General features: G+C 54.3%; 24 protein-coding genes. 18 read left to right on the plus strand and 6 right to left on the minus strand.

What is annotated here, in order from left to right:
• The first annotated feature begins 5 nt into the window (after window positions 1–5).
• The 4 genes from tauB (at window position 6) to HV107_RS15110 (ending at window position 3,752) form a co-directional block, all read left to right on the plus strand.
• Window positions 6–773 carry a taurine ABC transporter ATP-binding subunit gene (tauB, locus tag HV107_RS15095; protein WP_182059770.1) on the plus strand — a complete coding sequence of 256 codons (768 nt, stop codon included), beginning with the start codon at window positions 6–8 and terminating at the stop codon, window positions 771–773.
• Window positions 770–1,597, plus strand: a complete 828-nt coding sequence (gene tauC, locus HV107_RS15100) for a taurine ABC transporter permease TauC (protein WP_182059771.1) — start codon at window positions 770–772, stop codon at window positions 1,595–1,597. Before tauB ends, tauC begins: the two co-directional genes overlap by 4 nt.
• Window positions 1,594–2,445 carry a taurine dioxygenase gene (tauD, locus tag HV107_RS15105; protein ID WP_182059772.1) on the plus strand — a complete coding sequence of 284 codons (852 nt, stop codon included), beginning with the start codon at window positions 1,594–1,596 and terminating at the stop codon, window positions 2,443–2,445. The genes tauC and tauD overlap by 4 nt, the downstream gene beginning before the upstream one ends.
• Before the next feature lie 152 nt (window positions 2,446–2,597).
• Window positions 2,598–3,752: an IS481 family transposase gene (locus HV107_RS15110; RefSeq protein WP_182059485.1), complete on the plus strand. Its 1,155-nt coding sequence runs from the start codon at window positions 2,598–2,600 to the stop codon at window positions 3,750–3,752.
• A gap of 7 nt (window positions 3,753–3,759) precedes the next feature.
• Here HV107_RS15110 and HV107_RS15115 read toward each other — a convergent pair whose 3' ends face one another.
• Window positions 3,760–5,529, minus strand: a complete 1,770-nt coding sequence (locus HV107_RS15115) for a lysophospholipid acyltransferase family protein (protein WP_182059773.1) — start codon at window positions 5,527–5,529, stop codon at window positions 3,760–3,762.
• Between the two features lie 118 nt (window positions 5,530–5,647).
• Window positions 5,648–6,622, minus strand: coding sequence for a porphobilinogen synthase (gene hemB, locus HV107_RS15120; RefSeq protein WP_182059774.1), 975 nt, complete (start codon window positions 6,620–6,622; stop codon window positions 5,648–5,650).
• A gap of 553 nt (window positions 6,623–7,175) precedes the next feature.
• Between hemB and HV107_RS15125 the strand changes: the two genes are divergently transcribed.
• Both HV107_RS15125 and HV107_RS15130 read left to right on the plus strand, forming a co-directional pair.
• A complete protein-coding gene (locus tag HV107_RS15125) occupies window positions 7,176–9,950 on the plus strand; it encodes an autotransporter outer membrane beta-barrel domain-containing protein (RefSeq protein WP_182059775.1) in 2,775 nt (924 codons plus the stop codon).
• Between the two features lie 93 nt (window positions 9,951–10,043).
• Entirely contained in the window at window positions 10,044–10,670 is a 627-nt protein-coding gene (locus HV107_RS15130) for a helix-turn-helix domain-containing protein (protein ID WP_182059776.1), read from the plus strand.
• 5 nt (window positions 10,671–10,675) lie between these two features.
• On the opposite strand, the gene ampH is transcribed toward HV107_RS15130, so the two are convergent.
• Window positions 10,676–11,833 (minus strand): D-alanyl-D-alanine-carboxypeptidase/endopeptidase AmpH, encoded by a 1,158-nt coding sequence (ampH, locus tag HV107_RS15135; protein ID WP_182059777.1) that lies wholly within the window; start codon window positions 11,831–11,833, stop codon window positions 10,676–10,678.
• A 204-nt stretch (window positions 11,834–12,037) separates the two neighbouring features.
• Between ampH and HV107_RS15140 the strand changes: the two genes are divergently transcribed.
• From HV107_RS15140 to HV107_RS15150, 3 genes are all read left to right on the plus strand, one after another.
• Window positions 12,038–12,571 carry an isochorismatase family protein gene (locus HV107_RS15140; RefSeq protein WP_182059778.1) on the plus strand — a complete coding sequence of 178 codons (534 nt, stop codon included), beginning with the start codon at window positions 12,038–12,040 and terminating at the stop codon, window positions 12,569–12,571.
• 116 nt (window positions 12,572–12,687) lie between these two features.
• Window positions 12,688–13,908 carry a peptide antibiotic transporter SbmA gene (gene sbmA, locus HV107_RS15145; protein WP_182059779.1) on the plus strand — a complete coding sequence of 407 codons (1,221 nt, stop codon included), beginning with the start codon at window positions 12,688–12,690 and terminating at the stop codon, window positions 13,906–13,908.
• Window positions 13,909–13,922: 14 nt separating this feature from the next.
• Window positions 13,923–15,020, plus strand: a complete 1,098-nt coding sequence (locus HV107_RS15150; protein WP_182059780.1) for a DUF1615 domain-containing protein — start codon at window positions 13,923–13,925, stop codon at window positions 15,018–15,020.
• On the opposite strand, the gene HV107_RS15155 is transcribed toward HV107_RS15150, so the two are convergent.
• Window positions 15,017–15,322, minus strand: a complete 306-nt coding sequence (locus HV107_RS15155) for a YaiY family protein (RefSeq protein WP_182059781.1) — start codon at window positions 15,320–15,322, stop codon at window positions 15,017–15,019. The genes HV107_RS15150 and HV107_RS15155 overlap by 4 nt on opposite strands.
• A gap of 249 nt (window positions 15,323–15,571) precedes the next feature.
• Between HV107_RS15155 and HV107_RS15160 the strand changes: the two genes are divergently transcribed.
• Window positions 15,572–15,808, plus strand: coding sequence for a DUF2754 domain-containing protein (locus HV107_RS15160; RefSeq protein WP_182059782.1), 237 nt, complete (start codon window positions 15,572–15,574; stop codon window positions 15,806–15,808).
• On the opposite strand, the gene ddlA is transcribed toward HV107_RS15160, so the two are convergent.
• Entirely contained in the window at window positions 15,805–16,905 is a 1,101-nt protein-coding gene (gene ddlA / locus HV107_RS15165; RefSeq protein WP_182059783.1) for a D-alanine--D-alanine ligase, read from the minus strand. The genes HV107_RS15160 and ddlA overlap by 4 nt on opposite strands.
• Window positions 16,906–17,171: 266 nt before the next feature.
• On the opposite strand from ddlA, the gene HV107_RS15170 reads away from it, so the two are divergent.
• The 5 genes from HV107_RS15170 to adrA all read left to right on the plus strand — a co-directional run bounded on the left by HV107_RS15170 (window position 17,172) and on the right by adrA (window position 22,028).
• Entirely contained in the window at window positions 17,172–18,386 is a 1,215-nt protein-coding gene (locus HV107_RS15170; protein WP_182059784.1) for a multidrug efflux MFS transporter, read from the plus strand.
• A gap of 247 nt (window positions 18,387–18,633) precedes the next feature.
• Window positions 18,634–18,894: an anti-adapter protein IraP gene (gene iraP, locus HV107_RS15175; RefSeq protein WP_182059785.1), complete on the plus strand. Its 261-nt coding sequence runs from the start codon at window positions 18,634–18,636 to the stop codon at window positions 18,892–18,894.
• A gap of 99 nt (window positions 18,895–18,993) precedes the next feature.
• Window positions 18,994–20,409, plus strand: coding sequence for an alkaline phosphatase (gene phoA, locus HV107_RS15180; RefSeq protein WP_182059786.1), 1,416 nt, complete (start codon window positions 18,994–18,996; stop codon window positions 20,407–20,409).
• A gap of 91 nt (window positions 20,410–20,500) precedes the next feature.
• Window positions 20,501–20,821: a phosphate starvation-inducible protein PsiF gene (gene psiF / locus HV107_RS15185; RefSeq protein ID WP_182059787.1), complete on the plus strand. Its 321-nt coding sequence runs from the start codon at window positions 20,501–20,503 to the stop codon at window positions 20,819–20,821.
• A 103-nt stretch (window positions 20,822–20,924) separates the two neighbouring features.
• Window positions 20,925–22,028 (plus strand): diguanylate cyclase AdrA, encoded by a 1,104-nt coding sequence (adrA, locus tag HV107_RS15190; protein ID WP_182059788.1) that lies wholly within the window; start codon window positions 20,925–20,927, stop codon window positions 22,026–22,028.
• 16 nt (window positions 22,029–22,044) lie between these two features.
• Here adrA and proC read toward each other — a convergent pair whose 3' ends face one another.
• The gene (gene proC, locus HV107_RS15195; RefSeq protein ID WP_182063529.1) at window positions 22,045–22,854 is read right to left on the minus strand and encodes a pyrroline-5-carboxylate reductase; all 810 of its coding nucleotides are present in this window, start codon (window positions 22,852–22,854) and stop codon (window positions 22,045–22,047) included.
• 110 nt (window positions 22,855–22,964) lie between these two features.
• On the opposite strand from proC, the gene HV107_RS15200 reads away from it, so the two are divergent.
• From HV107_RS15200 to HV107_RS15210, 3 genes are all read left to right on the plus strand, one after another.
• On the plus strand, window positions 22,965–23,423 hold the full coding sequence (locus HV107_RS15200) for a YaiI/YqxD family protein (protein WP_182059789.1): 459 nt from the start codon (window positions 22,965–22,967) through the stop codon (window positions 23,421–23,423).
• Window positions 23,424–23,567: 144 nt separating this feature from the next.
• A complete protein-coding gene (gene aroL / locus HV107_RS15205) occupies window positions 23,568–24,092 on the plus strand; it encodes a shikimate kinase AroL (RefSeq protein ID WP_182059790.1) in 525 nt (174 codons plus the stop codon).
• Window positions 24,093–24,138: 46 nt separating this feature from the next.
• Window positions 24,139–24,330: a YaiA family protein gene (locus HV107_RS15210; RefSeq protein ID WP_182059791.1), complete on the plus strand. Its 192-nt coding sequence runs from the start codon at window positions 24,139–24,141 to the stop codon at window positions 24,328–24,330.
• The last annotated feature ends 155 nt before the right edge of the window (window positions 24,331–24,485 follow it).

A 24,485-nucleotide genomic window follows, 5' to 3' on the forward strand; every position in this document is an offset into this window, starting at 1 on the left:
TAGCCATGCTGAATATTACAAACCTGCACGCCAGCTATGGCGGAAAACCGGCCCTGGAAGATATCAACCTGACGCTGGACAGCGGTGAGCTGCTGGTAGTGCTGGGGCCATCCGGCTGCGGTAAAACCACGCTGCTGAATTTGATTGCCGGGTTTGTCCCTTATCAGCACGGCTCTATTCAACTGGAAGGGAAAAAGGTGGAAGGCCCTGGCGCTGAGCGCGGTGTGGTCTTCCAGAACGAAGGGCTTCTGCCGTGGCGTAATGTGCAGGAAAACGTCGCGTTTGGCCTGCAACTGGCGGGCGTAGGGCGCGAACAGCGGCTGGATATCGCACGGCAGATGCTGAAAAAAGTGGGGCTGGAAGGGGCGGAAAAACGTTTTATCTGGCAGCTTTCGGGCGGCCAGCGTCAGCGGGTCGGGATTGCCCGCGCGCTGGCGGCAAACCCGCAGCTTTTGCTGCTGGACGAGCCGTTCGGCGCGCTGGATGCCTTTACCCGCGAGCAGATGCAAACTCTGCTGCTGCGCCTGTGGCATGAAACCGGTAAACAGGTGCTGCTTATCACCCACGACATCGAAGAAGCAGTATTTATGGCGACCGAACTGGTGCTGTTATCGCCAGGGCCGGGGCGTGTACTGGAGCGCCTGCCGCTCGATTTCGCCCGTCGCTATGTGGCGGGGGAACCGGTGCGGAGCATTAAGTCCGACCCGCTGTTTATCGAACAACGTGAATACGTGCTGAGCCGCGTATTTGAACAACGGGAGGCGTTCTCATGAGCATTGTCTTCAGTGAAAAAACACGCCGTCCCCGCCTGAGTTTACGCTGGCCATTCTCGCGACAGGTCACGCTGAGCGTCAGTACGCTGCTGGTGTTACTGGCGGTGTGGTGGGCGGTTGCTGCCCAGCAGTGGGTTAGCCCGCTGTTTCTGCCGCCGCCGGGACGGGTGCTGGCAAAACTGATAACCATTGCCGGGCCACAGGGCTTTATGGATGCCACGCTGTGGCAGCATCTGGCGGCGAGCCTCGCCCGTATCCTGGTGGCGTTGCTGGCAGCAGTGATTATCGGGATCCCTGTGGGGATTGCGATGGGGCTGAGCCCCACGGTGCGCGGCATTCTTGACCCGCTAATTGAGCTTTATCGACCGGTGCCGCCGCTGGCGTATCTGCCGCTGATGGTTATCTGGTTCGGCATCGGTGAAACGTCAAAAATCCTGCTGATTTATCTGGCGATTTTCGCGCCGGTGGCGATGTCTGCGCTGGCGGGGGTAAAGAGTGCCCAGCAGGTGCGCATTCGTGCCGCGCAGTCTCTTGGTGCCAGCCGTACGCAGGTGCTGTTGTTCGTGATTTTACCCGGCGCACTGCCGGAGATTTTAACCGGGCTGAGGATCGGGCTTGGGGTGGGCTGGTCAACGCTGGTGGCGGCGGAACTGATTGCCGCAACCCGTGGCCTGGGTTTTATGGTGCAGTCGGCGGGCGAGTTTCTGGCGACTGACGTGGTGCTGGCAGGGATTGCGGTGATCGCCGTGATTGCCTTCGGATTAGAACTGGGGCTGCGTGCGCTACAGCGCCGCCTGACACCCTGGCATGGAGAAATACAATGAGTGAACGTCTGACCATTACCCCGCTGGGGCCGTATATTGGTGCGCAGGTGTCGGGCCTGGATGTGACCCGCCCGCTGAGCGATAACCAGTTTGAACAGCTGTACCACGCAGTGCTGCGTCATCAGGTGGTGTTCCTGCGTGAGCAGGCGATCACGGCGCACCAGCAGCGTGCGCTGGCACTGCGCTTCGGCGACCTGCATATCCATCCGGTCTATCCTCATGCCGAAGGTGTTGAGGAAATTATTGTTCTGGATACCCACAACGATAACCCGCCGGATAATGACAACTGGCATACGGATGTGACCTTTATTGAAACCCCGCCAGCCGGGGCGATCCTGGCGGCGAAGCTTTTGCCGGAGTCGGGCGGCGATACGCTGTGGACAAGCGGAATAGCGGCGTTTGAGGCGCTATCAGCACCGTTCCGGGCGCTGCTGAGCGGGCTGCGGGCAGAGCATGACTTTAAAAAATCGTTCCAGGAGTACAAATACCGTAAAAGCGAAGAGGAGCATCAGCGCTGGCTGGAGGCCGTCGCGAAGCATCCACCGCTGTTGCACCCGGTGGTGCGCACGCATCCGGTGACGGGAAAACAAGCGTTGTTCGTGAATGAAGGCTTTACCACGCGGATTGTGGATGTCACAGAAAAAGAGAGCGAAGCGCTGTTACGCTTCCTGTTTGCCCATATCACCAAACCAGAGTTTCAGGTGCGCTGGCGCTGGCAGGAGAATGACCTCGCCATCTGGGATAACCGCGTCACACAGCATTATGCCAATGCGGATTACCTGCCGCAGCGCCGGATCATGCAGCGTGCGACAATTTTAGGGGATAAGCCGTTTTATCGTGCGGTTTGAGCCCCTCACCCTAACCCTCTCCCCAAAGGGGCGAGGGGACTGGCCGGTGCGTTTTTCACCCTCTCCCTCTCAGGGTGTACGGTCCGGGGACATAGTGAACACTTGTTCGGGGACATGGTAGACACTTACAACTAAGGCATAAGAACCCGTTTATGGAGTCGCTTATGTCCTGGGATGCGAGAGATACCATGTCATTACGTACCGAGTTTGTTTTGTTCGCCTCGCAGGACGGGGCGAACATCCGTTCCCTCTGCCGTCGCTTCGGCATTTCACCTGCCACCGGCTATAAGTGGCTTCGCCGCTGGGCGGAGGAAGGGGCCTCCGGCCTTCAGGACCGCCCGCGCATACCGCACCATTCCCCGAACCGCTCATCTGACGACATCACTGCCCTGCTGCGTATGGCGCATGACCGCCATGAACGCTGGGGCGCACGCAAGATAAAGCGCTGGCTGGAAGACCAGGGGCACACCATGCCCGCCTTCAGCACCGTCCATAACCTCATGGCCCGTCACGGTCTGCTGCCGGGCACTTCACCGGGCATTCCCGCCACGGGACGGTTCGAACATGACGCGCCGAACCGCCTCTGGCAGATGGATTTTAAGGGCCACTTTCCCTTTGGAGGCGGCCGCTGCCATCCGCTCACCCTGCTGGACGACCACTCCCGATTTTCCCTGTGCCTGGCGCACTGTACCGATGAACGGCGCGAGACCGTGCAGCAGCAGCTGGTCAGCGTGTTTGAGCGCTACGGCCTGCCGGACCGGATGACGATGGACAACGGTTCTCCGTGGGGAGACACCACCGGCACCTGGACGGCGCTGGAGCTGTGGCTGATGCGTCTGGGTATCCGGGTGGGGCACTCCCGGCCGTATCATCCGCAGACGCAGGGTAAGCTGGAGCGTTTTCACCGGAGCCTGAAGGCAGAAGTGCTGCAGGGGAAGTGGTTCGCGAGCGGGGGCGAACTGCAGCGCGCCTTCGACCACTGGCGGACAGTCTATAACCTTGAACGCCCGCATGAGGCGCTGGATATGGCGGTACCGGGGTCGCGGTATAAGCCGTCAGAGCGGCAGTACAGCGGCAACACCACGCCCCCGGAATACGACGAGGGCGTGATGGTCAGGAAAGTGGATATCAGCGGAAAGCTGAGCGTGAAAGGGGTAAGTCTGAGCGCAGGCAAGGCGTTCAGGGGAGAACGGGTCGGGCTGAAGGAGATGCAGGAAGACGGCAGCTACGAGGTGTGGTGGTACAGCACGAAAGTGGGGGTGATCGACCTGAAGAAAAAGTCGATCACCATGGGTAAAGGATGTTAAAAAGTGTTCACCATGTCCCCGAACACCTGTCTACCATGTCCCCGGACCGTACACAGGGAGAGGGCAGGGGTGAGGGTATTAAATGCGCCTCAATATACCGCTGATAGCGATTCGCCTTGAGACAGGTTAAGTCCACCAGCACCAGTCCATCGATGCAGTTGTTGAATGCCGGATCGCTGCCAAAATCGATAAACTGCACCCCACCAGGCTGGCACAGCTCAGAATACTGTTTGTAGAGCGGTGGAATACCACAACCCAGATTTCCGAGCAGAGATTTCAGCTTCGTCAGGTCATCCACATAATCGACGCCGCCAAACTGGGCCAGCACGTCCGGCAGCGATGCCGGATAAGGCCGACGTGAGGCTGCTAACGGATGGCTTGCCGGGAACCACAGGCGGTAAAACGCTACCAGCAGATCCCGTGCCGCAGGCGGTAATCCACCGGAAATGGAAACCGGGCCAAACAGATAGCGATAGTGCGGATAACGCGCCAGATAGGCGCCAATCCCTGACCACAGATAATCCAGCCCACGGCGTCCCCAGTAGCGCGGCTGAATAAAGCTGCGCCCCAGTTCAATACCGTGTTCCAGCACATCCTGCATTTTGTCGTCGTAGTGGAAAAGGCTATAGCTGTACAGCCCGTCCAGACCACGCCTGTCGACCTGCATTGCCGTTGGCATAAAGCGATATGCGCCGACAATTTCCAGATCCTCGTCATCCCACAGGATCAGGTGCAAATAGTCGTCATCGTAGCTGTCGGTGTCACGGCGTTTGCCGCTGCCTTCCCCCACGGCGCGAAACGCAATTTCGCGCAGACGCCCCAGTTCACGCAGAAGTGGGGCATCTTCCTGCGCGTTGCGTTGCCACAGATAGATAGTTTTACCGTCGCTGGTTTTCCCCAGACACTCGGCCTGCGCCAGCTCGCGTTTTAACGTAGCCCGGTCTTCCGGGCGCGCAATGGCGCACTGGGTTTTGAATACGCCAGGCAGTCCCTTGCCAAGACGCATCACGTGCTGACGGCACTGTTCGGCCATCTCACGTGGTGAAAGTGTGGTGCTAAACCAGTTATCCCAGCTGATTTGTTGGCCTACTTTAATCGGCAACTGACTGTGACGGCGACGGAACATCTGCTGCATTAACAGCAGCATGGAGAGCGTCGGCGAGACCAGCGTGCTGGCGTAAAAGAGCAGGCTGTTATGCGCCTGAATATGCACCGGCAGCAGCGGCGCGCGCAGTTTGCTGGCCAGCTTGATAAAGCCAGAGTGCCATTTTTTATCGCGAATACCTTTGCGCGTCGGGCGGGATACTTCACCCGCCGGGAAGAAAATCAGTACCCCGGCGTTTTGCAGATGTTGTTCCATCTGCACCAGCGATGTTTTCGTCGTCTTGCCACCCATGTTGTCCACCGGAATAAACAGCGAGCTGAGTGGCTCCAGGTGCGTCAGCATCCGGTTAGTCACCACTTTCACATCACGGCGCACGCGCGAAACGGCATACATCAGTGCCAGGCCGTCAAGGGTGCCGGTGGGGTGGTTAGCGATAATGACCAGGGGGCCATGTTCGGGGATTTGTTCGAGATCGCGGGCGGAAACGGTGCAGAGAATATCGAGATGCTCCAGGACTTGCTCCACCATGTCCAGCCCTTTCAGGTGGCGGTGGTTTGCTGCAAACTGCTGGAATTCTTCTTCGTAGAACAGTCTTTTTAACAGACTTTTTTGCCAGGGTGCGGGCCTCGCCTGAGGCCAAAGGTCATCGAGAACGCTGTCGAGACTAAACATGGTAACTCCTCCTGCCGTCTTGCCCAGACAGTAGAAGGGGGAGATGTCGTTTGTATTGCAGTTTGGTGAAGTTATTGCACCAGACGCCTCTCTCCCTGGGGGAGAGAGGCCATGCGGATTAACGCAGAATTTTCTTCTCGGCCAGATCCAGTGCGAAATAGCTGAAGATCAGATCCGCGCCCGCGCGTTTGATAGCGCCCAGGCTTTCGAGGATCACTTTCTCTTCATCAATCGCACCCGCCTGCGCGGCGAATTTGATCATCGCGTATTCACCGCTCACCTGGTATGCACCCAGCGGCAGTTCGGTACGTTCGCGGATGTCGCGCAGGATATCCAGATACGCGCCAGCCGGTTTCACCATCAGGCAATCTGCACCCTGGGCTTCATCGAGCAGGGATTCGCGGATCGCTTCGCGGCGGTTTAGTGGGTTCATCTGGTAGGTTTTACGATCGCCTTTCAGCGCCGTGCCAGCGGCTTCACGGAACGGGCCGTAGAAAGAGGAGGCGAATTTAGTGGAATAGGACATGATAGCCGTGTCGGTGAAACCGGCGGCATCCAGCGCCTGACGGATCGCCTGGACCTGGCCATCCATCGCCGCAGAAGGGGCGATGAAATCGGCACCGGCAGCAGCGGCAACAACGGCCTGCTTGCCCAGGTTCATCAGGGTAGCGTCGTTATCCACACCGTGATCGCACAGCACACCGCAATGGCCGTGAGAGGTGTATTCGCAGAAGCAGGTGTCCGACATGACGATCATTTCAGGCACGGTCTCTTTGCAGATGCGCGACATGCGCGCGACCAGGCCGTCTTCTTTCCACGCATCGCTGCCGGTGGCATCGGTATGATGGGAAATGCCAAAGGTCATAACCGAGCGGATACCCGCATTCGCAATGCGTTCGATCTCACGTGCCAGATGCTTTTCCGGGATGCGCATGACGCCCGGCATAGCATCGATGGCTTTGTAATCATCGATCTCTTCTTCAACAAAAATCGGCAACACCAGATCGTTTAAGGTCAGTGTTGTCTCTTCAAACATAGCGCGCAGTGCCGGTGACTTGCGCAAGCGACGGGGACGAGCAATTAAATCGGTCATGATATGCCTGACGTTGAGGAACAATGAGGCACAGTGTACCCGAAATGAAGCCTGTCTGTTTTACTAAAGTGGTCGTTTAGGCAATGACAGGCAGACGCTGTTATTTAATATTTGAACAGGCACGTAAATCAATGCGAAATAATACATATTATAAATAGTGGATATTCTTACTTTTAATTGATGTTGATTATTCATCGCAGGCTGAACGGGTTTTGTATGAATAAGTTTTACCTTCTTTTTTTGTTCTTTATTTCGGATGTGTTCTTAATGGTATTTACCTGACTTTTAGATTGTCATCTAAATATAACCACAGATGATCATTTAATAATCTGGCTTTCCTTTTTGATTTTATCGTTGTGTTTTAATGTGTTGTTTTTATTGTTTTTTTTAATTTTAATATTTAATTACCCATGCTCATTGTCTGTATTCGGACTTAATGGAAAGACTCATTGAACCTTTTTCCTTTGAGACGGCATAATCCTTTTCGCAATATATCATTGCAATGGTTATTTGACGGACAAACTTGCTTACGTCCCTGAGGAGGGATGACTCAATGCAAACATGGAAAAAGAAACTGGTTGTATCTCAAATTGCATTAGCCTGTACATTGGCTATCGCTTCTCAGGCAAATGCTAAAGATATCTCGGGGACAACCTATAATACTTTTGGTTACGACAGTACGGTTACGTCACCCTGGTATTATGGCTATGCCGACTGGGACTATTCAGACACGTCGAGCGACGACGATATCTACCCGGTCATCAACAAGTCCACGGTGAATGGCGTTATCTCGACCTATTATCTTGATGACGGTGCGAATGGCCGCGCGAATTCCCTGTCCATCACCAACAGCACAATCAATGGCATGATCACCTCCGGGTGTATGACAACTGAATGTGCAGACGGGGTAGATACTGACGGGACAACCCACGCGCAGTACGATCGTTTTAGCCTGACGGTCGATAACTCGACCATTAACGACATTTATGAGCATTACGCTTATAACGTGACGGATGGCGATACCAGCACCACGCAGTATCTGGACACCTATGGTCTGGGTAACGCGATTACGCTGGATGTGGAATCCGATATTGTTATTCAGAATAACTCACGCATCGCGGGCATTACCCTGACGCAAGGGGAGCAGGAGCTGGATAATACGCCGTATGACAGCGTTGAGGGTGTTGCGAACAGCAGTAACGTCTTTACCAATACTCTGGTCGTGAAAGACTCCGTGCTGACCTCTGGCGCATACAGCGATCTGGGTACCTCTGGTTTCTACGGCCAGACGGCGAAGCCGAGTGATTACGCTGAAACTAACGCGACCTCCGCTGATGATGCCGCCCTGATTGTCGCAGCCAGCGCAGCGGATAATGCGATGCAAACCACCGCTACGTTCGACAACTCCACCATCACGGGCGACATTCTTTTCTCCAGCACCTTCGATAACAACTTCTATGTGAACGGCGATCCTGCCACCGATACCACGGATGATGGGGTATACAACCCTACTACCAACGGTTGGGATGACACTGACAAGCTGGATGTGACGCTGAATAATGGCAGCAAATGGGTGGGCGCTGCTCAGTCCAGCGTTGAGGCCATTAGTGAATCCCAGATGTACGGTCTGGGTTACAGCGGTGTGGACTGGACAGCCCTGACGGCAAACAGTATCTGGCCGACTTCAACCTTCGACAGCACTGGCCACGTGGCGGGCGAGGCGGTGTATCAGAGCGGTCTGTTTGATGTGACCCTGAACGGCGGATCGGAATGGGATACCCGCAAGACATCTAACATCGATACCCTGACCGTGAACAGCGGCTCGCAGGTGAATGTCGAAGATTCTGGTCTGCTGGCAGATACCATTACCCTGACCGGAGCGTCTTCCCTGAATATCGGAGACAACGGGGGGGTTGCGACCGACAGCCTCTATCTGGACAGCGGTAGCCTTGCAACGCTGACGCAAGAAACCGCCGGACTGTACGCCAATACCATCACCGTGGATAACGGTGCTGAGCTGGCGCTTGGCCTGGGCCAGGTTGACACCCACAACATGGTATTGACCGACGGCGGTGTGCTGAATGTCGCCAGCCGCGACTACGTGCTGAACAGCGATCTGAATAACGCCCGCTATATCACCAACGATCGTCATGCGACGGGTTACGACTACGGTGTGGTTGCGCTTAATGCCGATGGCCACCTGGCCGTGAATGGTGAAGTTGCCGGCAACTACAAGGTACGCATTGATAATGCCACCGGCGCAGGCTCTGTTGCTGATTATAAAAATAATGAAGTTATTCGCGTTTATGATAATAACGCCAATACCAAAGCCACCTTTACTGCGGCAAACAAAGCGGATTTAGGTGCGTATACCTATAGCGCGCTGCAACAAGGCGATACCGTCGTTCTGCACCAGCAGGAGCTGACCGACTACGCGAATATGGCGCTGAGCATCCCTTCTGCAAATGCCAACATCTGGAACCTCCAGCAGGATACGCTGAGCACACGTATCACCAACAGCCGCCATGGTCTGACGGATAACGGTGGTGCCTGGGTGAGCTTCTTCGGTGGGAATCTTGATGGTGACAACGGGATCATCAGCTACGACCAGGACGCCAGCGGCATTATGGTCGGTGTGGATACACACATCGACGGCAATGACGCGAAATGGCTGATCGGTGGTGCTGCGGGCTTCGCAAAAGGCGATCTGAGCGATCGTAGCGGTCAGGTTGATCAGGACAGCCAGACAGCAATGGTTTACTCCTCTGCGAAGTTTGCCAGCGATGTCTTTATTGATGCTTCTCTGAGCTACTCACGTTTCAATAACGATCTCTCCGCCACCATGAGCAACGGTCAGTATGTGGATGGTAACACCACTACTGATGCCTGGGGCTTCGGCATGAAACTGGGTTACGACTGGAAGGTTAACGAGTCTGGCTATGTGACACCATACGCGGCGATGTCCGGGCTGTTCCAGTCTGGCGACAACTACCAACTGAGCAACGATATGAAGGTGGGCGATCAATCCTACGACAGCCTGCGTTACGAAGTGGGTGTTGATACCGGCTATACCTTCAGCTACGGCTCCGATCAGGCGCTGACCCCGTACTTCAAACTGGCATACGTGTATGACGACGCTGACAACAGCGCCGATGTGAACGGTGACAGCATTGATAACGGTGTGAAAGGCTCTGCGGTGCGTGTAGGTCTGGGGACACAGTTCAGCTTCACCAAAAACTTCAGTGCTTATTCAGATGCAACCTACCTGGGCGGCGGCGACGTCGAGCAGAACTGGGGTGCCAATGTGGGCGTGAAGTACACCTGGTAATATGTTTTGTCCGGGGAGGTTCGCCTCCCCGTATTGTTAATCACGAAAAGACAGCGATAGAGCGCCATCAGGCAAGGACGACTTGAGGTTGGCATGGACCATTACGCAAAACCACTTCCCGAATTTACCCGGCTTGAAAAATGCCTGGCCCCTTACAGCACGCCTTTTCATCTTTCCGGTGAACAAACCCTTTTTGGCGACTGTTACGACGATGACCACTACACCCTGTTTCTGCAAAGCGGCACGTTAACCATTAACCGCCAGCAGGACGATCTGCTGGTCGAGATTATTACCGCACCGTTTATCCTGGGCCTGAATGCCGGCATGGCAGGCTGCGGGTCACAATATACGCTGATTGCACAAACACCGTGCTCCGGCTTCTATCTTCCGGCTGATGCCACTCGCAGCTATATACAGCAAGCGCATCTGTGGCGCGATGCCTTCTGCTGGCTTTCGTGGAACCACAAAATGATGGAATCCCGTGACGGGCAACTGGTGGGGAATAACTCCTACAGCCAGATCCGCTCAACGCTGTTGGTAATGGCGGGTTGGGACGAAACGCTGCGCTCGCGGGTCGGCGTCATGAACTACATTCAGCGACGCACACGCATCTCGCGTTCGGTCGTCGCGGAGGTACTGGCCGCGTTACGGCAGGGGAATTACATCAATATGAGCCGGGGCAAACTGGTCAGTATCAACCGTTTGCCCGCGGAATATTAGTCACTTTACGAAGCCGGAACGACCTTCTCTTTATTGGCGCTCAACTCGGCAACTAAATTATTAATACCGTCACTCATATTGACGAAACGGGTATTCGGCGAGCGGGTCACAACCACAAATGCGCCCACGTTTGCCTGCGGGATCATCGCCATATAGGTGATAAAGCCACCGCCACCACCGGTTTTCTGAATGATCCCCGGGCGACCATTTTTCGGTGCCAGATAGACCCAACCCATACCGAGTGCATCCGCTTTGCCCGGCACGTCCATGCCAATCACACGGTGCAGCTGATTACGCTGGTAAATCAGCGTTTGCATTCGATCGGCCTGGTTGCTGCGAGCGTAGAAATCAGAAGAGAGGAATTGTTGCATCCAGCGCATCATGTCGCCCGGCGTGGAGTAAACGCCGCCACTGCCGATAGCCGCCAGGGTGTTATTACACGGACTCGCCCCTTTTTCCGCCACCATCAGGCGCCCACACTGGTCGGGTGAAGGGGTAAAGGTGGTGTCTTTCATGCCCAGCGGACGCGTGATTTGTTCTTCAAACAGCTGCGGATACGGCTTGCCGGATGCCGTTGATAACGCATCGGCAAGCAGATCAAACGCCAGGTTGGAATAGGAAGCCTGCGAACCCGGCTCGGATTTCAGCGTCGCTGTGTTCAGGTAATTCCAGCGTTGTTCCCGCGTTGGCCAGACAAAGACCGCACGGTGCGCCGCGCCGCCGGGTTGTTCACGCGGCAGGGCGCTGGTGTGAGTCGCCAGATTCACCAGCGTGATCGGAGCACCCTGATAGTTGGGAACATGTGCGCCTGGCGGGGCATATTTACTGAGCGGATCGTTGAGTTTAACCACGCCCTGATCAAGCATTTTCACCAGCATTTCGCTGGTCATTAACTTGGTTAATGAGGCGATACGGATAACCGAATCCAGCTGCGGGTGGATATTATTTCCTGGACGCGTTTCCCCAAAGCTACGAAACACACGCTGGTTACCGTCGATAACCACCAGCGCCATACCGGTTGCACCGCTGCCGTAATAGATAAGGTTAGCGTAGCGGTCGGCAATATCTGAGGCAAAAGCAGGGGCTGTCAGCGGCTGGGCTGCCTGGGCGGTAGACAGGCTCACCGCACACAGCGCGGCGAAAGATAACAGACAACGTTTCAACGAAATGCATCCATGAAGTGAATGAAGAAATTAATGCGTATTTATACTACTAATCGATGCGGTGCAATGGGTCGAATTGCATAACGATAGCGAGAAAAACGTAACCGCGGGTAAATAGGAACAATTTCCTGGAACGCAGTCTCCCATTTTGTGACATCGGGCTTATTATAGTCGTTTATCTCACTCAATCTTTCGGAGAGGGCTATGTCTGAGAAGCGTGTGGTTATGGTTGTCGATATGCAGCAAGGCGTGTTTGAAACGCCGCGTCATCAGCGCGAACAGTGTGTTTCCCGCATCAATCAGCTCACGAAGGCTGCCGACACGGTCATTTTTATTCAACATACCGAGGCCGGCGGGCTGGAAGAGGGGAGTGAAGGGTTTGCGCTGCTGCCTGAAGTAGAACAGCCTGCGGGGGCATTTTATGTCACCAAGACCGCCTGTGATTCATTCTATAACACCGGGCTGGAAGCACTGCTGCGTGAGCAGGATATTCAAGCGTTTGTCATTTGCGGCTGTGCCACCGATTACTGTGTCGATGCCACCATCAAAAATGGCGTGAGCCGTGGCTATCACATTACAGTAGCGGAAGATGCCCATACCACCGCAGACCGCCCGGCGGCGCAGGCGCAAATCCTGATTAACCACCATAACGATGTCTGGCGTAACTTTATTGCCCCCCTGAACCCACCGAAGGTGAAATTCACCGAAACAATTCTCGAAAACTGGAAAGCGAACTAATAATAATCCATCGGGTCTGACCTTTTTGCCCGGGCCAGCGCGCTGGCCCGTAGCAGCGTTTTCGTTTGGTGATATGTTGAACACAGCAACAGCCATAACAACAAGAAGGAAGCATTATGTTTAAGTCTTTTTTCCCAAAGCCGGGGCCTTTTTTCCTGTCGGCATTTATTTGGGCACTGATCGCTGTCATTTTCTGGCAGGCGGGCGGCGGCACGTGGTTAACGCGCATCGTGGGTGCAACGGGCGAGGTGCCCATTAGCGCGGCTCGCTTCTGGTCGCTGAGCTATCTGCTGTTTTACGCTTACTATGCCGTGTGTGTTGGCCTGTTTGCGCTGTTCTGGTTTGTCTACTCTCCGCATCGCTGGCAAAACTGGTCGATTCTGGGGACCTCGCTCATCATCTTTGTCACCTGGTTCCTGGTGGAAGTGGGCGTGGCGGTTAACGCCTGGTACGCACCATTCTACGATCTGATCCAGACCGCGCTGAGCGCGCCGCATAAGGTGACGATTGACCAGTTCTACCATGAGGTCGGGATCTTCCTCGGCATTGCGCTGATTGCGGTTGTGATTGGGGTGATGAACAACTTCTTTGTCAGCCACTACGTTTTCCGCTGGCGTACCGCGATGAACGAACACTATATGGCGCACTGGCAACATCTGCGTCATATCGAAGGTGCTGCACAGCGTGTGCAGGAAGACACCATGCGATTTGCCTCCACGCTTGAAGATATGGGCGTGAGTTTTATCAATGCCATTATGACGCTGATTGCCTTCCTGCCGGTGCTTGTCACCCTTTCGGCGCATGTTCCCGATCTGCCGATTGTCGGGCATCTGCCATATGGCCTGGTGATCGCTGCGATTGTCTGGTCGCTGATGGGGACGGGCTTGCTGGCGGTGGTTGGGATCAAACTGCCCGGGCTTGAGTTTAAAAACCAGCGCGTGGAAGCGGCCTACCGTAAAGAGCTGGTCTATGGCGAAGATGACGTGAACCGCGCCTCGCCGCCGACCGTACGCGAGCTGTTTGGCGCGGTGCGCCGTAACTATTTCCGCCTCTATTTCCATTACATGTATTTCAACATTGCCCGTATTCTGTATTTGCAGGTCGATAACGTTTTCGGTTTGTTCCTGCTGTTCCCGTCTATTGTTGCGGGTACGATTACGCTCGGTCTGATGACGCAAATCACCAACGTCTTTGGTCAGGTTCGTGGTTCATTCCAGTATCTGATCAGCTCCTGGACCACGCTGGTTGAACTGATGTCTATCTACAAGCGTTTACGCAGCTTCGAGCGCGAGCTTGACGATCGTGATCTTCAGGAAGTGACCAATACATTTAGCTAATACAGGGAGTTGTTATGCCATTTGCCGTACCACGCGCGTTACCGTTGTCCTTGCTGGCCGCCCTGGTTCTGGCGGGCTGTGCCGAAAAAGGGGCAGCCCCGCTTAAAAAGGGTGAAAAACCACTGGATGTGGCAAGCGTTGTACGGCAAAAAATGCCCGCCAGCGTGAAGGACCGCAATGCGTGGGCAGATGCATTAGCCAGGACGTTTGACAGCCAGAAGATTGCCCCCACCGAGGAGAATATCTGCTCGGTGCTGGCCGTCGCTCAGCAGGAGTCGATGTACCAGTCCGACCCGGCGGTGCCAGGGCTGAACAAGATTGCCTGGAAAGAGATAGACCGCCGCGCTGAGTCAATGCATATCCCGGTATTCCTGGTGCATACCGCACTCAAAATCACCTCGCCAAATGGCAAAACCTACAGCGAACGGCTGGACACGGTGAAAACCGAGAAACAGCTGAGCGCCATTTTTGATGATTTCATCAGTATGGTGCCGATGGGGCAGAAGCTGTTTGGCTCGCTTAACCCGGTCCATACCGGCGGGCCGATGCAGGTCAGTATCGCGTTTGCAGAAAAGCACACCGATGGCTATCCGTGGAAAATCGACGGCACGGTGCGCCAGGAAGTGTTCTCCCTGCGGGGGGGACTCTGGTTTGGCACTTATCATCTGCTGAACTATCCGGCCAACTACAGCGAGCCGCTGTACCGCTTTGCTGACTTTAACGCAGGCTGGTACGCCAGCCGCAATGCCGCATTCCAGAGCGCTGTGAGCCGCGCCAGCGGAGTGAAACTGGCGCTGGATGGCGATCTCATTGCTTATGGCAGCAGCGAAGCGGGCACCACTGAGCTGGCTGTGCGTAAATTGTCTGCGAAACTGGGGATGAGCAACAGCGAGATCCGCCGTCAGCTGGAGAAAGGAGACAGTCTGGCGTTTGAGAAAACGGATCTGTATCAGCAGGTATTTAAGCTCGCAGAGCAGAAGAGCGGCAAGGCGCTACCGAAAGCCATTCTGCCAGGCATCCAGCTTGAGAGCCCGAAGATTACGCGTAATCTCACTACCGCCTGGTTTGCAAAACGCGTGGATGAGCGTCGGGCTCGCTGTATGGCGCTTTAACGATGGTGGCGACGCCAGCGCAGCACAAGGGCCACGACGCCCAGGATCATGCAGCCTGCGAGGAAGGGAATTAACCCGAAGACCGTGCCGACACCGAAGCCTATTTCTACCTGAGGGCGGCCCGTATCCTGAACCTGCATCAGGTGTTCATAGACGCCTGGCGCATGGACCAGCATATTAAGAAGTTGTGAGCCTGCCCAGAAGCAGAACAGCACAAACAGGGCATAGGCGATATTGCCTGCCGTAGAGGTTTTTGGTTGTTTGCCGCCAAAAATCGGTTTCGACAATGTAAAATCAGCCATAAAGACCTCCCGTAATATCACTCTGCTCATAAATGCGTCGTACAGGTGGAGTCTGACAGGTCATAGCATTTGTCAATATCAGAATCGTGGTAATTTGCCCTAAGGAATTCTCCTGGATTGTCGATTTCTGCATCGGATCACAGTTTTATGACTTAAGTGAAATTGCGACACGTTTAAGAATTCCCGCATCCCGCCACAGACCTGGTCGCGAAACTGTGAGAGGATGTCTTTTTTTCTGCCGGAGTCCCCATGAAGCTCACTTCCAAACTACGCCGTGACTGGCATTATTACGCCTTTGCTATCGGCCTTATTTTCATTCTCAACGGGGTTGTGGGGCTGCTGGGATTTGACGCAAAAGGCTGGCAAACCTATGCCGTCGGCATGGTGACGTGGGTGATCAGTTTCTGGCTGGCGGGATTGATTATCCGCCGTCGGCCGGAAGAGGCGACAGCGGATTCAACGGATACGGCAAAGAAAGCCGATTAACCGTTTACGGAGCTTTTGAGGGCGCGGTCGGCAGCGTGACGCTCCAGCGCCAGTTCGATCAGGCGGGTGATCAACTCTGGGTAGCTGATACCGCTCGCCTGCCACAGTTTTGGATACATGCTGATATTGGTAAAGCCAGGCAGCGTGTTGATCTCGTTAATCACCACTTCGTTTTCTGGCGTCAGGAACACGTCGACACGTGCCATGCCGGCGCAGCCCAGTGCCTGATACGCTTCAACGGCGATCGCGCGGATCTTGTCGTTAATGGCCGGATCGATTGCTGCTGGCACCACTACCTGCGCGCCTTTGTCATCGATGTACTTGGTGTCGTAAGAGTAGAAATCGCTGTTTAACACCACTTCGCCACAGGTACTCGCCTGCGGGAAATCGTTGCCCAGTACCGCACATTCAATTTCGCGGCCTTTGATGCCCTGCTCAACCACCACTTTATGATCGAACCCGAAAGCCAGGCGAACGGCTTCATTGAACTGCGCTTCGCTGTTCACTTTGCTGACCCCAACAGAGGAACCCTGATTGGCAGGCTTAACGAACAACGGCAGGCCCAGTTGAGCGCTGATGCTGGCGAAGCTGTGTTTGTCGCGGTTGGCGCGGGTGAGGGTGATAAATGGCGCAATGTTCAGCCCGGCATCGCGCAACAGGCGTTTCGTGACGTCTTTGTCCATGCAGGCGGCGGAGCCCAGTACATCAGAGCCAACAAACGGCAGGTTTGCCATACGCAGCATCCCCTGCAAGGAACCATCTTCACCCAGGGTGCCGTGAACAATCGGGAAAATAACCTCGATTTGCGCCAGTGCCTGCGCATTACCTGCGTCGATAAACTGCCCCTGAACTTTGCCCGGGACAGTGGCAACGCTGATTTCAGATGGATTAAGCGCGATATGTGCCGGATCGTCAGCATTTAACAGATATTGGCCGGCATCATTGACATGCCACTGACCCTGTTTATCAATGCCCAGCAGTACAACCTCGAAGCGGTTTTTATCAATCGCATCGACAATATTCTTTGCCGATTGCAACGACACCTCGTGTTCTGCTGATTTTCCCCCAAAGACAATACCCACCCGCTGCTTAGCCATTTCACTCTCTTCCAGTCTGACGAAAAGCCTATAACATACCACGATGCCCTGCGGGTTTCCCGGCCTTCTGCCATAATGTTTGGGTGTGGTTTTTAAAGCATAAATCACCACCTGTTAACGGATAATTTGTGACATGTTTCACAAATATGATGACTGGGAAGATAAAACACCAAAGTCATCTATGTCTGCATCTCTGGCGCTACGTGAATGCACGTAACTTGCTAATCTGTAGGCGAATTCGCCTAAAAATGAAGATTGCGTCTGTTATGGAATCCTGGAAAGTTAACCTTATATCGGTCTGGTTTGGCTGTTTTTTTACCGGACTTGCCATTAGCCAGATTTTACCGTTCTTACCACTGTACGTTTCGCAACTGGGTGTTTCATCCCATGAAGCGCTTTCGATGTGGTCGGGTCTGGTGTTCAGCGTCACGTTTCTGGTTTCTGCCATTGTCTCGCCTATGTGGGGCAGCCTGGCAGACAGAAAAGGGCGCAAGCTGATGCTGCTGCGCGCATCGCTTGGAATGGCGGTGGCAATACTGCTCCAGGCTTTTGCCACAAACGTCTGGCAGCTGTTTGTGCTGCGCGCCCTGATGGGGCTGACATCCGGTTATATTCCTAATGCCATGGCGCTGGTGGCATCGCAAGTGCCACGTGAGCGTAGCGGCTGGGCGCTTAGCACCCTTTCAACAGCCCAGATAAGCGGCGTGATTGGCGGCCCGCTGATGGGCGGCTTCCTGGCCGACAACGTGGGATTGCGGGCGGTGTTCTTTATTACGGCAGCGCTTCTGGTGATAAGCTTCCTGGTCACCCTGTTTTTGATCAAAGAGGGTGGGCGACCGGTTGTAAGCAAGTCAGAACGCCTGAGCGGGAAAGCCGTGTTTGCCACGTTACCCTATCCGGGCCTGATGATTAGCCTCTTCGTCACTACGATGGTGATTCAGCTTTGTAATGGCTCGGTCGGCCCGATCCTCGCGCTGTTTATTAAATCGATGGAGCCAGACAGCAACAACATTGCGTTTCTCAGCGGGATAATTGCCGCTGTGCCGGGCGTTTCGGCACTGATGTCTGCACCGCGTCTGGGGAGACTGGGTGATCGGATCGGTACGGCGCGCATATTAATGGGCACGCTGATTTTTGCCGTTGTGCTGTTTTTTGCCATGTCATTTGTCACGTCGCCGCTACAGCTCGGGGTGTTACGCTTCCTGCTGGGCTTTGCCGATGGTGCCATGTTGCCTGCGGTGCAAACGCTGCTGGTGAAATATTCCAGCGATCAGGTTACGGGACGTATCTTTGGATATAACCAGTCGTTTATGTATTTGGGGAATGTCGCAGGCCCGCTGATGGGAGCGTCTGTTTCGGCAATGGCGGGATTCCGTTGGGTATTTGCCGCTACGGCCGTGGTTATCCTGGTGAATATCATCCAGCTGGCTTTTGCGCTTCGTCGTCGCCAGCAAATAGCGCTGGAAAAATCGTCGCGCTAATACGCTGCGATATACATTATATATTCTTATGGCGGTCGCATTTTTATATAACAAAATGCGACCTGCCTTTGTGAGATATTCCCGCTTAGCCTTCGTGGGTTTTAAAAATAGAAAAACGTTTCGCTGATAAGTTATGTCATTTATTTTGGCTATAAAATCAATTTTGCATAAGATAATGCTCAACACCGCTTTGCATTATTGGTTCAGAATGTTAAGTTCTGAAAAAATGACATAAGGAAATAGCACAGTGAAAAATCTCATTGCTGAGTTGCTGGTCAAGCTTGCACAAAAGGAAGAAGAGTCAAAAGAACTGGTCGCCCAGGTTGAAGCGCTGGAAATTGTGGTCACTGCGCTGCTAAGGCAGATGGCGATAAGCGATCAGCAGACTCTGATTAACAGCGTTGAAGTGGCGCTGGAGAACGCCCGGCCTGACTCACTGGTTCCGGTAGAGGATGCGCAATTGCTTCAGCAATACGTAAAGAAGCTATTAAGGCATCCTCGCAGTTAAACCGTCATCAAACCTGACGGCGTGTCATAGAAATGTCATGCAGGATGCCTATAGTCGCTCTGTTTTATTTTTTATGTATTTGTACATGGAGAAAATAAATTGAAACAGAGCGCACTTTTCATTGCATTAATACCCCTGTTGTTTACCCCTGTAATTCATGCTGAATCCACGAGTACCAGCGTACTGGATAATCGCGCTGCTCAGGGCGATATCACCCAGCCTGGTGGCGCTCGTCGCCTGTCAGAAGACCAAACTGCGGCCATTCGCGCTTCGCTAAATGAGAAGCCTGCCAAAAATATCATTCTGCTGATTGGCGACGGTATGGGTGATTCTGAAATTACCGCTGCGCGAAATTATGCCGAAGGCGCGGGTGGCTCCTTTAAGGGTATTGATGCATTACCCTTGACCGGGCAATACACCCATTACGCACTGAATAAAAAAACCGGTAAACCGGATTACGTCACGGATTCAGCCGCCTCGGCGACGGCATGGTCAACCGGCGTGAAAACCTACAATGGCGCACTGGGTGTGGACATCCACGAAAAAGATCATCAAACCATTCTGGAAATGGCAAAAGCGGCGGGGCTGGCAACCGGTAACGTCTCGACGGCTGAACTTCAGGATGCTACCCCGGCAGCGCTGGTGTCGCATGTTACCTCGCGTAAATGCTACGGCCCGTCTGTGACCAGCGAAAAATGCCCGACCAACGCGCTGGAAAAAGGGGGGAAAGGTTCGATTACCGAACAGCTTCTGAACGCCCGTGCGGATGTGACGCTGGGTGGTGGCGCAAAAACCTTTGCTGAAACGGCAACTGCTGGCGACTGGCAGGGAAAAACGCTGCGCGAACAAGCGCAAGCGCGTGGCTACCAGTTGGTAAGCGATACTGCCTCTCTGGCGGCGATCACCCAGGCGAATCAGGATAAACCGCTGCTGGGTCTGTTCTCTGATGGCAACATGCCGGTGCGTTGGGAAGGCCCAAAAGCCTCTTACCACGGCAACATCGACAAACCTGCGGTGACCTGTACGCCGAATCCTAAACGTGACGACGGCATCCCGACGCTTGCAGCCATGACGGATAAAGCCATTTCCCTGCTGAGTAAAAGTGAAAAAGGCTTCTTCTTGCAGGTCGAAGGCGCGTCAATCGATAAGCAAGATCATGCGGCGAATCCATGTGGTCAGATTGGCGAAACGGTTGACCTGGACGAAGCGGTACAGAAGGCGCTGGAATTTGCGAAGAAAGACGGGAATACCCTGGTGGTGGTGACCGCTGACCATGCGCACTCCAGCCAGATCATCCCACCAGAAACCAAAGCACCAGGCCTGACCCAGGCGCTGACTACCAAAGACGGCGCGGTGATGGTGATGAGCTATGGCACCTCTGAAGAAGAGTCGATGGAACATACTGGCACGCAACTGCGTATTGCCGCCTATGGTCCACATGCGGCGAACGTGGTAGGGCTGACGGATCAAACCGATCTGTTCTACACCATGAAAGCGGCACTCGGTCTGAAATAACAGACGCACCCGGCAGAAATCGCCTCTGCCGGGTGGTTTTTTCCCCACCACGAACCAGACTTAGAGTGAATGTTCACAAAAGGATGGTGCAATGAAAATAACATTTTTGGTTACCCTGCTCTCTGGCGTGTTTCTGATGGCTTCAGCGAACGCGGCAGAAAAAACCTTAACCCCTCAACAGCAGCGCATGACGACCTGTAACCAACAGGCCACGGCGCAGACCCTCAAAGGAGATGCGCGTAAGACGTATATGAGCGATTGCCTCAAAAATGGTGCATCAAAGCCAGAGGAAAAAAGTCTGACGCCACAGCAGCAGAAAATGCGCGAGTGCAACGTCCAGGCGACCGAGCAATCGCTTAAGGGCGACGATCGTAATAAATTCATGAGCGGTTGTCTGAAGAAAAAAGCCTAGTTCTAACGGGTGAGTTGTCGTGACGGCTCACCCGAAAATTCATACTTTCCCCGAAGTACCCCTCTCTATAATTTGGGAAAATGTTTCAGAATATTCCCAAAAAATGATGAATGACGAAAATTTTTACAATAGCGAAAGCATTCGGGAAGAGTGGCATCATAACCTTTCTCAGGATGACCCCCACCGCTCCGGCACCCAGTTTGCCCGGCGGGTAAGACTGGCGCGTATGGTTGGTCTGGGGGCGATGTTTTTCCCCATATCGGGCGTTCTGGTAACGCATTCTCTTCCCGGCGGCTGGTGGCTACTGCTGGTTGGCTGGGCGTTTCTCTGGCCGCATCTTGCCTGGCAGCTGGCCTGCCGTTCCCCTGACCCGTTCAACCGTGAAATGTATAACCTGAAGGTCGATGCCATCATCGCAGGGATATGGATTGGGCTGATGGGGGTGAACGCACTGCCCACGGCGGCGCTGGTCATGATGATAGGCATGAATATGATGGGCTCTGGTGGCTGCCGTTTGTTCCTTACTGGCGTGGCAATGACCGTGTTGACGGCGCTTGCCACACTGCAGCTCACCGGCCTTGTTATCACCTTTTCCCCTCAGCCGCTGGAGTGGTGGCTGACGCTCCCCATTTTGGTGCTTTACCCCATGCTTTTTGCCTGGGTAAGCCATCGCACGGCAATTCGACTTGCCGAACATAAGAGACGACTGGAGCTGATGAGCACCCGTGATGGCATGACCGGCGTGTTTAACCGTCGCTACTGGGAAACGCTGCTGCGTAACGAATACGAAAATTGCCGTCGAAGCCAGCGCACCGCGACAATACTGCTCATCGATATCGATCACTTTAAAAACATTAATGACACCTGGGGGCATGATGTGGGTGATGAGGCGATTATCGCTATCACGCGTCAGCTGCAACTGACGCTGCGTGCAGGTGATTACATTGGGCGTTTTGGCGGTGATGAGTTTGCGGTGATTATGTCGGGTACGACGTCTGAGAGCGCCATTGCGGCCATGTCCCGGGTGCATGAGCGTCTGACCAAATTATCATTACGGGGCGCACCTGCCGAGCGGCTGCGAATTAGCGTCGGGGTCGCACCCTGGGGACCGCAGTTTGGGCACTATCGTGAATGGCTGAAAGCGGCAGATGTCGCTTTGTATAAAGCGAAAAATGCCGGACGCGGTCGCACCGAAGTGGCGGCCTGACGCCCGACATGTTATATCAGGACTTACTGAGTTTTTCTGATTTTTCCATGCATTTTGCCATCGCTTCGATGACGGCAGCTCGGAACCCGCGCTCTTCGAGCACACGCACAGCTTCAATCGTTGTGCCACCAGGCGAGCACACCATATCTTTCAGTTCACCCGGATGTTTCCCTGTTTCGAGTACCATTTTGGCTGAGCCCATGACTGCCTGAGCGGCAAATTTGTAAGCCTGCGCGCGCGGCATCCCACCCAGCACGGCTGCATCTGCCATTGCTTCGATAAACATAAAGACATACGCAGGCGCAGAACCGCTTACCCCCACAACCGGGTGGATCATCGTCTCGGCAATCACTTCTGCTTCGCCAAAGCAGCGGAAAATATTCAGCACATCAGCGGTATCTTCCGTTGTGACCAGGGCGTTCGGGGTGACAGATGTCATACCGGCGTTAACCAGCGATGGGGTATTTGGCATGGCACGTACAATCTTACGGTCGTGACCCAGGGCACGAGCCAGTTGGTCCAGAGTGACGCCCGCGGCAATCGACACCACCAGGGTTTCTTTATTCAGGCTGGAGGTAATCTCGCTCAGGACTTTGATCATGATGTTCGGCTTCACGGCGCCAAAGACGATATCAGCCACCTGTGCGACTTCCTGTGCGCTTTCAGCGGCATTGATGCCGTACTCATCACGCAGGGCGGCGACTTTATCCGGTGATGGGGTATAGACCCAGATCTGCCCTGGCAACACCTGACCGCTGGCGATCAGACCGCCAAGAATCGCTTTGCCCATGTTGCCGCAGCCGATAAAACCGATTTTCTTCTCCATCATGCCTCTCCGTTCTTATGCGTTGTCGTTTATGATCGATAGCGTTGCGTTATAGCTTAACAACGAAAAGCAAGGGACAATAGTCGGCAATGTCATTATGAGGAGACAATATGGCGATTTGGGTTGATGCGGACGCCTGTCCGAATGTGATCAAAGAGATCTTATTCCGTGCCGCCGATCGCGTGCAGATGTCGTTAACGCTGGTGGCAAACCAGAATATTCGCGTGCCGCCATCCCGGTTCATTCGCGCCATGCGCGTGCCTGCCGGGTTTGATGTGGCTGATAATGAGATCGTGCGTCTGTGCAGCGCTGGCGACCTGGTGATCACCGCCGATATCCCGCTGGCTGCTGAAGTGCTGGAAAAAGGCGCGGCTGCGCTCAATCCGCGTGGTGAGCGCTACTCGCCGGCAACCATTCGGGAAAAGCTAACTATGCGCGATTTTATGGATACCCTGCGAGCCAGTGGCGTACAGACCGGCGGGCCGGACAGTTTGTCCCAGCGCGACCGTCAGCAGTTTGCTGCTGAGCTGGATAAATGGTTACTGGAAGTGAAGCGCCGCTCTGCGTAATGATAACCATTGTCAATTTGTGGTACAGTGTGGCATCCACAGGGTTGTCATCACGTACCGCTTTGCAGTAAAGTTAACGCAACATCCGCTGCAATCATTTCTTTACAGCCTTCAGCCATCCGGCATCAAGGGGAACACCTTTTTATGACCCAACCCATCTTTTTAGTTGGCCCCCGTGGCTGTGGGAAATCCACCGTTGGTCTTGAGCTGTCGCGCGTATGCCACAGTCAGTTTGTCGATACCGACCACTGGTTACAGACTCATGCTGGACGAAGTATCGCAGAGATCGTTGAGCAGGAAGGCTGGGCCAGCTTCCGCGCGCGCGAAACCGCGACCCTTGAAGCCGTGACGGCACCTTCGACGGTCATTGCAACCGGAGGCGGCATTATCCTGGCGGAATGTAATCGTCAGTTTATGCGCGAAAAAGGGATCGTGATTTATCTTTGCGCACCGGTTTCTACCCTGGTCGGGCGTCTGGAGGCGTTCCCGGAAGAGGGGCAGCGTCCTACCCTGACCGGTAAACCGATAAGCGAAGAGGTGAGTGAAGTGCTGGCGGAACGCGACGCGTTATACCGCGAGGCGGCACATCATGTTGTCGATGCCTCTTTATCTCCTGAGCAAGTTGTCCATTCTATCGTGACAGCGCTGCGTCTGGCGTGCGCCAGTTAGCGGGCGACTATACTTATAGTTCACTCCCCTGACTTACGGATGAACTATGCCAAACCGACCTCCTTATCCTCGTCTCGCACGCATTGTTATCGTCGAAAAAGGTCATCCGGGGCATACCGTGACCTGGTTTCAACTGCGTGCCGATTATCCCTATGCAGATTCGTTAATCAGTGAACACGAGACGGAGCAAGAAGCGCTGGATGCAAAGCAGCGCTACGAAGATCCCGAAAAATCCTGAATAAATTCTCAAACCGCGCATTACCGTGCCCGAATCACACTTTTCACTCAATGGAAATGTTAAGCAGAGGTTAAAGTTAAGTTATTACAGACGGATTCAGATAGGCCAGTAGATCTTTACATTTCAGCGTAAGGATCTGCTGCTACGCTTGGTGC

This window comes from Enterobacter sp. RHBSTW-00175, assembly GCF_013927005.1.
Classification (GTDB): Bacteria; Pseudomonadota; Gammaproteobacteria; order Enterobacterales; family Enterobacteriaceae; genus Enterobacter.